General features: G+C 71.0%; 4 protein-coding genes. 1 reads left to right on the top strand and 3 read right to left on the bottom strand.

Annotated elements, in window-relative coordinates:
• Positions 1 to 398: 398 nt before the first annotated feature.
• Positions 399 to 2,039 (bottom strand): CocE/NonD family hydrolase, encoded by a 1,641-nt coding sequence (locus tag ETD96_RS09140; RefSeq protein WP_274704596.1) that lies wholly within the window; start codon positions 2,037 to 2,039, stop codon positions 399 to 401.
• Between the two features lie 234 nt (positions 2,040 to 2,273).
• Between ETD96_RS09140 and ETD96_RS09135 the strand changes: the two genes are divergently transcribed.
• The gene (locus ETD96_RS09135) at positions 2,274 to 3,437 is read left to right on the top strand and encodes a glycoside hydrolase family 1 protein (RefSeq protein WP_138635867.1); all 1,164 of its coding nucleotides are present in this window, start codon (positions 2,274 to 2,276) and stop codon (positions 3,435 to 3,437) included.
• On the opposite strand, the gene ETD96_RS09130 is transcribed toward ETD96_RS09135, so the two are convergent.
• On the bottom strand, positions 3,434 to 5,707 hold the full coding sequence (locus ETD96_RS09130; RefSeq protein WP_138635866.1) for a glycoside hydrolase family 3 C-terminal domain-containing protein: 2,274 nt from the start codon (positions 5,705 to 5,707) through the stop codon (positions 3,434 to 3,436). The genes ETD96_RS09135 and ETD96_RS09130 overlap by 4 nt on opposite strands.
• A gap of 13 nt (positions 5,708 to 5,720) precedes the next feature.
• The gene (locus tag ETD96_RS09125) at positions 5,721 to 6,473 is read right to left on the bottom strand and encodes a TetR/AcrR family transcriptional regulator (RefSeq protein ID WP_138635865.1); all 753 of its coding nucleotides are present in this window, start codon (positions 6,471 to 6,473) and stop codon (positions 5,721 to 5,723) included.
• Positions 6,474 to 6,497: the final 24 nt, after the last annotated feature.

The raw sequence follows: 6,497 nt of genomic DNA, 5'->3' as shown, positions 1-6,497 counted from the left end.
TTGTGTGTTTCTGGTTGGGGTGGGGGCGGCGCGTCGGGCAGAGGGCAGGCGGAGCCTGCCCGACGAAAGCTGCACTCAGGGGCCGCAGAGGCTCCGAAGTCAAGGGTGGGACGGAGTCCCATCGCGAAGCGACGCCGAAGGCGCCCTTGACTTTGGAGGGGCGGCCCCGTACGCAGCGCCGCCCCCACCACAATTCGCGGCATGAGAAGAGACCGACTCGTTCAGACCTTGATCGAACAAGCCAGGACGAGATCACGCATCGGAGCAATCCGAGAAACGATCGCGGAACATGAGAACGATTTCCGGCCGCCCACACGCCTTCACCGTTCACCCCATCCTGCCCGGCGGCGCCATCGGTCCATTCACCAAGCAACGAATCCCCAAGCCATTACCACCGGCTACCCGACAGGAAGCGCGAGAGTCCCTGGAGTCTTCGGATTGGTGCGGACGGTGACCGGGAGAACGGCGCGATTCCCCAAGTAGTTCAGGTCGCTGGACGCGACGACCACGCGCAGCCGGTGACCGGCCCGGAAGCGGTGGACGATGCCAGGCAGCGCGACGGTCACCGGCTTGCGGACGTCGGTTACTCGCACCGGGGAGACGAGCCGGCGCGCCAATGTGGCGGTGCCGTCCGGGGCCACGTCGTAGAGCTTGGCGAAGAGAACCAGTCGACCGTCCACACCCCGCGTCTGCGACCAGGCGGCGGCGGGCGACGTGAGCCGCACCGAGAGAGTGGGCGAGCCGACGACGTCCAGGTTTTGGGTCAGCGGAGTCGAGGTCCAGGCGGCGAAGGTGCCCGGTGCGTCGGCCGGTGGGATGTCGTTCAGCGCGTCCTGGAACAGCGACAGCTCAGAGAACGACGTCGGCCAGGCACCCAGCGGGTTGCTGTAGGACGCCCGGCCGCTCACCACCTTGGACTTGGACGAGACCAGGCGGTCCTTACCGGAGAGGTAGAGCCGCTGCGAACGAACGGGCGTGCTCGCGTAGGCAGGAGTGGCATCCCCGTCATAGGAGACCCAAGGACGGAAGTAAGCGAACGCCGGGCCGGCACCAGTCGAAGAACCCTTGAGGTAGTGCGCGAACCAGGCGAGAGCCCGGCGGCCGACGTAGTTCGCGGTCGGGTTCTCCAAGTCCAGGTCACCGGCGGCGTTGGGCCCGCTGTGGCCGCCGGAGTGCCAGATCATCTTGACCGGCGTGCCCTGCGCCTTGAGGTCCCGGTACGTCTCGGCGGCCTCCTGCAAGTTGAAGAGGGTGTCGGTCTGGCCCTGGACGAGCAGCGTCGGCGCCTTGATCCGCGAGACATAGGACGCGACCGAGGCCGCCCGCAGGTAGGCCAGGCTGTTCGAGCGCGGCGTACCGAAGATGAGGCTTTCCGCGACGGCCTGGCAGAGGGCGGTCGGGAAGTTGGGGCAGCCCATGAGCCGGGACGGATCCGCCTGCGCCTCACTCACACCCCGGTAGGCGCCCAGCGCGAAGAAGCCGAGGCCCCCCAGCAGTTTCGTCGCGCCAGGTCCAGCAGAAGCCAGCCGTCCGGACGATGCCAACTCGTTGTTGGGAGCCAGGGAGTAGCGCAGGTCATGCCAGGTGTCGATGGGGACGAGCGCGTCGATCCGGCCGTCCATGCCGGCGGCGGCGAACTGGGCACCACCGCCGTACGAGCCACCGATCATGCCTACGCGGGGGTCGCCGGGACCGTCCAGCCGGACGGACGTCACGCGCGTCCCGTCCGAGGACGCGACCTTCCCGGCGAGGAAGCTCACCAGGTGGCGGGCGGCGACGCCGTCGTAGTCGGGATGGTCGAGGGTGATGCGGCACGTGCTCCCGCCCGCGCCCAGCCCGGAGTAGGCGAGCACGACGTATCCCTGCCGCACGAACGCCTTCGCCGTCCCGGCCAGGTCGTCCTTGGAGCCGCCGAAGCCGTTCGTGGTCAGCACGGCCGGGGCCCGACCCGTACCGGCAGGCTCGTACAGGTCGGCGACAACCCTGCACGGCTGATCACGGCCAGGTCCGACCTTCACGTCAAGGCTGACGGATCGCATCGAGTACCCGGCCGCCGAAGCGGCGGGGACGGCGACCAAGGTCGTGGCCAGCATCGGAACGGGCAAGGCTGCGGCGAAGCCCAACCGCAGACGCAAAGGCAGACGCGGACGCAGGCGCAAAGACAAAGGCACACGCGGGCGCAGACGCATACGGCAGCTCCAGGGGGGAGAGGAGGAAGCGGCGAAACCTTACCAAGTGGTAAGTTTTGGCGCTAGATCCATAGAGGAGGCAGTGTGCGCACTTTCCCGGACGGATTTCTCTGGGGCGCGGCCACCAGCGCCCACCAGACCGAGGGCAACAACACCGCCAGCGACTTCTGGGCGCTGGAGAACAGGCCCGGCGGGTTCCTCCCCGACCGCAGCGGGGACGCCTGCGACTCCTACCACCGCTGGCCGGAAGACCTCGACATCGTCCAGAGCCTCGGCCTCAACGCCTACCGTTTCAGCATCGAATGGGCGCGCATCGAGCCCGTGGAAGGCCACATCTCACGAGCCGAACTGGCGCACTACCGCCGCATCATCGAGGGCTGTCTGGAGCGGAGCCTCACACCGGTGGTGACACTGCACCACTTCACCACTCCCCTCTGGTTCCAAAAGGCGGGCGGCTGGACGTCCCCAGAGGCGACCGAGAGGTTCCGGCGCTATGTACGGGCCGTCCTGCCGATCCTGGACGGCGTCGAATGGGTCTGCACCATCAACGAGCCGAACATGCTCGCGATGATGGCGAACATGGTGAAGGCGGAGAAGCGCGAGGAGAACGTCGCCGGCGCGATGCCCCCGCCCGACCAGGCCATCGCGGACGCGCTCATCACCGCGCACCGCGCCGCCCGCGAGGAGCTCACCAGCTTCAAGGCGGGCTGGACGGTCGCGAACCAGAATTTCGAGCCGGTCGACGGCGCCGACGCCGAATGCCGGGAATGGGCCTGGTCCCGCGAAGACCAGTTCCTCGACGTCGCGGCGGACGACGACTTCATCGGCGTCCAGGCGTACACACGCGTCCTGATCGGCCGGGACGGCGCGCTGCCCGTCCCGGCCGACGCCCGGCGGACCCTCATCGGCTGGGAGTTCCATCCGGCGGCGCTCGGCAACGCCGTCCGGCACACGGCGGACCGCATCCCCGGCGTGCCGATCCTGATCACCGAGAACGGCATCGCCACCGCCGACGACGCGGAGCGCGCCGAGTACACCGACGCCGCCCTGACCGGCCTGCACGAGGCGATCGAGGACGGCATCGACGTGCGCGGCTACCTGCACTGGTCCCTGCTCGACAACTACGAGTGGGGCACCTACGCGCCGACGTTCGGCCTGGTGGCGGTCGACCGGACGACGTTCACCCGGACGGTCAAGCCCAGCGCCCGCCACCTCGGCGACCTCGCCACCGGCCGCACGGCCCTCTAGGCGACACCGCCGGAGACGGCGGCGACGAGTTCGTCCACGACGTCCGGGGTCAGGCCGATCCCGAAGGTGCTGAACTTGGCCAGCGGGATGCCCCGCACCAGCGTGAACAGCGCCGGCGGCAGATCGGCCGACTCCGACAACCGCGTCCCGATCCGCTCCCTGAGCACCGGCCCCCCGACCGGATGATCGAGCCATTCGCCGAGCGTCGACATCCGGCTGAGCGCGTCCACATGCCCGTCCCCGGCGGCGGTCACCGCGCGCCGCAGCCGGATGTCGCGGGACGAGGCGCCGACCTCCACTGTGAAGGGCCCCACGTCGATCCGCCAGCTGCCGCGCGACACCGACCACCACGCGATGTCGCGTCCGGTCAGCGTGAACGACACCCGCGTCCCGGCGCCGGGCTCCAGCTCGACCTTGGCGAAGCCGCGCAGCTCGTGCCGCGGACGGGTCGGGTGCTCCTCGTCGAAGGCCACGTACAGCTGGACGACCTCGGCGGCGGCCCGCTCACCGACGTTCGTGACGGTGCACTCGACCGCCCACGCGTTCGGACCGGTCTCGGTGACGGCCAGGTCGGTGTACTCGAACCGCGTGTACGTCAGGCCGTGGCCGAAGGGGTAGGCGACGTCCACGTCCAGCGTGTCGTAGTACCGGTAGCCGACGTACCGCCCCTCGCCGTACGCGACGTGGCCGTCTCCGCCCGGGAAGTGCAGGTGGGACGGGACGTCCGCGAGCCGGTGCGGGATCGTCTCGGTCAGCCGCCCGGACGGGCTGCACGCGCCGAGCAGCAGGTCGGCGATCGCCGAGCCGCCCGCCTGGCCGGGCAGCCACGCCTCCAGGATCGCGTCCGCGTCGTCCGCCCAGCCGCTGACCGCCACGACGCCGCCGTTGGCGAGCACGACCACGACCCGCGAGCACGCCCGCGCGACGGCGCGCAGCAGCCCGACCTGCACCTCGGGCAGGTCGATGGACGTCCGGTCGAAGCCCTCCGACTCCGCCTCGCCCGGCAGCCCGAGGAACAGCACGGCGACGTCGGCCTCGGCGGCGAGTTCGACCGCCTCCCGCTTCAGCGGCTCGTCCGGCGCGCCGTCCAGCCGGTACCCGGCGGCGAATCCGAACTCCGGCCCGGCGTCCCGCAGCGCGTCCCAGGCCGAGTCGAGCCGCGTCGGGACGACGTGCGAGCTGCCGTAGCCCTGGTAGCGCGGCGTCCGCGCCAGCTCCCCGATCACCGCGACGCGCGCGGACGGCGTCAGCGGCAGCACGCCGTGCTCGTTCTTCAGCAGGACGGCCGACCCGCGCGCCGCCTCCCGGGCGAGGTCGTGGTGGGCGCCGGCGTCCCAGTCCTCGTACCGCTCGGCGGCCGCGACGCGCCGCGCCAGCGCATGGACCCGCGCGGCCGACCGGGTGACGGCCGCCTCGTCCAGGCGCCCGTCCCGGACGGCGTCCACGATCTGCTGGTCGGTGCGGGTCGGCGGCATCTCCAGGTCGAGCCCGGCGGCGACCGCGGCGGCCCGGTCGTTGACGGCGCCCCAGTCGGACACGACCAGCCCGTCGAAGCCCCACTCGTCCCGCAGGACCTCGGTGAGCAGCCAGTGGTTCTCGCTCGCGTACACCCCGTTGATCTTGTTGTAGGACGACATGACCGTGTAGGGCGCGGCCTCCCGCACGATGTACTCGAACGCGGCGAGGTAGATCTCGCGGAGCGTCCGCTCGTCGACGTCCGCGCTGATCCGCATCCGGTCGGTCTCCTGGTTGTTGACCGCGAAGTGCTTGACGCAGGCGCCGATCCCGCGCGACTGGATCCCGGCGACGAGGGCGGCCCCCATCACGCCCGTGACGTGCGGGTCCTCGGAGAAGTACTCGAAGTTCCGGCCGCACAGCGGGGACCGCTTGATGTTGACCCCGGGCCCGAGCACGACGTCGGCGCCGAGCGCGGACGCCTCCCGCGCCAGCGCCGCGCCCACCCGCCGCGCCAGCGCCGCGTCCCAGGACGAGCCGAGCGCGACCGCCGGCGGGAAGCAGGTGGCGGGGACGCTGTTGGTGAGCCCCAGCGCGTCCCCGGACCCCTTGACCTGCCGGCGGATGCCGTGCGGGCCGTCCGCGAAGGTGACGGCGGGCACCGCGTCGCGGACGGCGGTCGACCGCCAGGTGCTGCTCCCGGACGTGAGCGACGCCTTCTCCTCCAGCGTCAGCTCCGCGACCTCCTCCAGCGTCGGCTCCGCGACGTCGTTCAGCGTCGGCTCCGCGGCGGATGCCGGCTCGGACTGGGTCATGTGACTCCTCGGCTCATGGTTCGGCTTGTGTCGGCGAGTCGCCGGAAGAAACGGCGTCCGGCCCGGGAACGGCATCCGCGCCCGGAACTACGTCCGCGCCCGGAACGGCGTCCGCGCCGGGGACGGCGTCCGCGCCGGGGACGACGTCTTCCGGGGACGGGAAGTCGATGGTGAGGCCGAGCTGCCGCAGGAACGCGACGACGGACGCGTGCATGTCGACGGCCTCCGGTTCGAGGAGCCACTGCGTCTGCAGCCCGTCCATCAACCCGAGCAGCTGGCTCGCGACGAGCGCGGGGTCGTGCGCGAGCGGCGGATCGGCCTGGGCGAACAGCGCGGTGAGCGCCTGCGTCAGCCGCTCCCGCAGCACCCGGTACCGCTGGACGAAGTAGTCGTGCGCCGGATGCTCGGGGTCGGCGGCCTCGCCGGAGATCTTCACGTAGAGGCCGACGAGCCCGGGCGTCTGCATGTTGCGCCAGACGATGCCGACGATGATGCCGAGCAGCTTCTCGGGACGGTCCCGCACGGCGGGTTCGAACAGCAGCCGGGCGTCCACCCGGTCGCGGCGCCCGAGCACCTTGATCAGCAGGCTCTCCTTGCCGGGGAAGTGGTGCAGCAGCCCGGCATGGGTGAGCCCGGCGTGCGCGGCGATGTCGCGCAGCGACACCGCGTGGAACCCCGACTTGGAGAACAGCTCCGTGGCCGAGTCGAGGATGCTCGCCCGGGTCCGCTCGCCCTTCGTCAGCTTGCGGGGGGTCTGTTCGGTCATCGGCAGGGGCCTCTCTGGATCTCC

Source organism: Actinomadura geliboluensis (assembly GCF_005889745.1).
In the GTDB taxonomy this organism is placed as follows: domain Bacteria; phylum Actinomycetota; class Actinomycetes; order Streptosporangiales; family Streptosporangiaceae; genus Spirillospora; species Spirillospora geliboluensis.
The sequence above is the reverse complement of the archived record's forward strand: the minus strand, read 5'-3'. Positions and strand labels throughout refer to the sequence as shown.